General features: G+C 38.2%; 7 protein-coding genes. All 7 read left to right on the top strand.

The window, feature by feature from the left end; all coding sequences use genetic code 11:
• Positions 1-33: 33 nt before the first annotated feature.
• The 7 genes from BMZ99_RS25770 to BMZ99_RS25740 are packed head-to-tail and all read left to right on the top strand — an operon-like array spanning position 34 to position 2,230.
• Positions 34-327 carry a hypothetical protein gene (locus BMZ99_RS25770; RefSeq protein ID WP_139214870.1) on the top strand — a complete coding sequence of 98 codons (294 nt, stop codon included), beginning with the start codon at positions 34-36 and terminating at the stop codon, positions 325-327.
• Positions 328-342: 15 nt separating this feature from the next.
• Positions 343-591, top strand: a complete 249-nt coding sequence (locus BMZ99_RS25765) for a hypothetical protein (protein ID WP_090944980.1) — start codon at positions 343-345, stop codon at positions 589-591.
• A gap of 5 nt (positions 592-596) precedes the next feature.
• Positions 597-827, top strand: coding sequence for a hypothetical protein (locus BMZ99_RS25760; RefSeq protein ID WP_090944977.1), 231 nt, complete (start codon positions 597-599; stop codon positions 825-827).
• Entirely contained in the window at positions 824-1,270 is a 447-nt protein-coding gene (locus BMZ99_RS25755; protein ID WP_090944974.1) for a glucosaminidase domain-containing protein, read from the top strand. The genes BMZ99_RS25760 and BMZ99_RS25755 overlap by 4 nt, the downstream gene beginning before the upstream one ends.
• Positions 1,271-1,296: 26 nt before the next feature.
• Positions 1,297-1,629, top strand: a complete 333-nt coding sequence (locus BMZ99_RS25750; protein ID WP_090944971.1) for a hypothetical protein — start codon at positions 1,297-1,299, stop codon at positions 1,627-1,629.
• 11 nt (positions 1,630-1,640) lie between these two features.
• On the top strand, positions 1,641-1,820 hold the full coding sequence (locus BMZ99_RS25745) for a hypothetical protein (protein WP_090944968.1): 180 nt from the start codon (positions 1,641-1,643) through the stop codon (positions 1,818-1,820).
• A gap of 2 nt (positions 1,821-1,822) precedes the next feature.
• Entirely contained in the window at positions 1,823-2,230 is a 408-nt protein-coding gene (locus tag BMZ99_RS25740) for a hypothetical protein (RefSeq protein ID WP_090944965.1), read from the top strand.
• Positions 2,231-2,235 lie beyond the last annotated feature (5 nt).

Genomic DNA, 2,235 nt, shown 5'->3' with positions numbered 1-2,235 from the left:
CATAGGCGTCTATTTTTTATGGGAGGAAAACGTATGAGAATATTTATAGTATGCTTGCTTATTACTTTGTCAGTATCCGTATGTAGTGCTCAAAATGTAGTACACCGGATCGAGGACTCTATGCCAATGGACAAATGGGCTCATTTAGGTTTGGGGTACATCATCAATGATCAGCTTAAGCGATATACTCGTTTAACACCATTAGAGAGGGTCTTGATCGTAGGAGGCGTTGCCTACTCAAAAGAAAAATGGGCAGATGAAAAATTTGATAGTGGAGATCTCGCGGCTACCGTAGCAGGTAGCCTTTGTTATGAGATTAAATTTTAATTTGGGGGTGGGGTATTGGAATTAAATCTTAGCAATACGGTACAGCTCATTACAATCATCGGCTTTACAGCAGGGCTAGTTAAATTTTTAATTGTTAAGCCTTTACAAACTGCAATAACAGCACTAAAAGAAGCAATTACCGAAATGAAAGATATGCTTTTTCGGTTAGATCAAGACCAAAAGGGAATTGATAAAAGGCTTGTAGTTGTGGAAGAATCAACAAAATCAGCACATAAGAGGCTTGATGGATTGGGGGTATATTAAGAACAATGTTAGATAAAATAAAATCTCACCTAATAGAGATATTTGCATGCATGTTTTTCTTGTTATTCATATTTTGGAGCATTGGCTATTTTGCTAATGCTCTTTTTAATACCAAATTTGATCTGCAAAGTTGTTGGGGTGGTATCGCTGCTTTAGGTGGTTCAGGAACTCTTGCAGCAGTCAAATATATTTACGATTCAAAATATAACAGTACTGAGGGGGATAAGATTCAATGACACCAGATGAATATTTAGAAATGATTACAGATAAAGCAAAGGAGATATGCGGTAATTATGGCTTGCCGTATGCTTGTTGTGTAGTGCAAGGAGCGATTGAAAGCCAATGGGGGAAGTATGGAATAGGCAATGGCGGTTATAACATCTTTGGACGCAAATACGGCGGTGAATTTGATTATGTAGAAGTCCCAACGCAGGAAGATGATGGAACTGGTAGTTGGTATACTATTAATGCAAGGTTCGTCTCTTACCCTAGCATTGGTGATGCTATTAATGATTGGTGCCAGCTTATGGTATGGGGACAATATAAACCATATTCTGACCAATACAAAGAAGACCAAGACTTAGAAGCGTTTGTACGTGGTATTGGCAGTGTATACGCTACTGACATTTACTATGCAGATAAGGTTATGCAAACTATTAAAGCGTGTGAATTATATTAAATATAAAAGAAAAGGGGATATGTAAAATGGCAGAAGAAACAGTTGTAACAGAGGTAAGTACAGAGGAAACAACGAAAGAAACAACCGTAACTACGGAATCAACCACAAATGAAACCACTGAGGAAACCATTACTACAGTAATACCAACTGCAGATGAACTACTAGCACTCAGCGAAAAGGAATGGGAAGAATTTAAAACAGCATTTGAGGCAGCATTAAAAGCTAAAGCAGCCGAGGAAAAGGCAATACTTAAGGCTAAAATCGCAACAATCACTACAAATTTTAAAACCTATGCATTGCCAGTTATTAAGTATGGCGCAGGTGCTGCATTGCTGCTTAAGGTATTTAACATTATTTAGGAGGGATATACGTGATTGAATTAATACGTATTGATAAATCAGGAGTCTTTGAGGCTCCTGCAGGGATTGTTGAAACTGTAATTATCAACGGTAACTCTGTTGATTTTACCCTAGTTGATAATGGCAATATTGATGTCACGGCATACGATGGACACAGCAAAGTGTTCGCTGTAATAAAAGGGGATGATTAACATTGACAAAAAATATGTCATTGCTATTGTGCTTCTTGTTGCTGTTATCATTGCCTGGAATGTGTATGGCAGAACAAACCTACCAAATAACGGAACAACAGCTGACACAGTTAGAGCAGAACTTAGCACAGCTATCGAACAACAATCAACAGCTATTACAACAACTAAGTCAATCGAAACAGGACTTAACAACAGCATCAAATCAGTTGGAGAAATTGAAAGCACAATTAGTCACGCTGCAAGCACGAACGCAACTAGCATTACAACAGCAACAGACAGCGCAAGCCTCATTGCAGACTGCCAACGAATCCTTTCAGAAGTTCGAGCAAGAGGTAAAGTCGGAAACTAGGAAACTGAAACTACAACGTGATATTGGATATGCAGCCTTTTTGTATATGGCTGTTAAATGATGAAA

It is taken from the genome of Pelosinus propionicus DSM 13327, assembly GCF_900114615.1.
Lineage (GTDB): Bacteria > Bacillota > Negativicutes > DSM-13327 > DSM-13327 > Pelosinus > Pelosinus propionicus.
This window is presented reverse-complemented; position numbering and strand designations above follow the sequence as displayed.

Bases quoted from the DNA above. Each gene is read 5' to 3' on its own strand.
- BMZ99_RS25760 (WP_090944977.1), top strand. From the start codon at position 597: ATGTTAGATAAAATAAAATCTCACCTAATAGAGATATTTGCATGCATG.
- BMZ99_RS25750 (WP_090944971.1), top strand. From the start codon at position 1,297: ATGGCAGAAGAAACAGTTGTAACAGAGGTAAGTACAGAGGAAACAACG.
- BMZ99_RS25755 (WP_090944974.1), top strand. From the start codon at position 824: ATGACACCAGATGAATATTTAGAAATGATTACAGATAAAGCAAAGGAG.
- BMZ99_RS25770 (WP_139214870.1), top strand. From the start codon at position 34: ATGAGAATATTTATAGTATGCTTGCTTATTACTTTGTCAGTATCCGTA.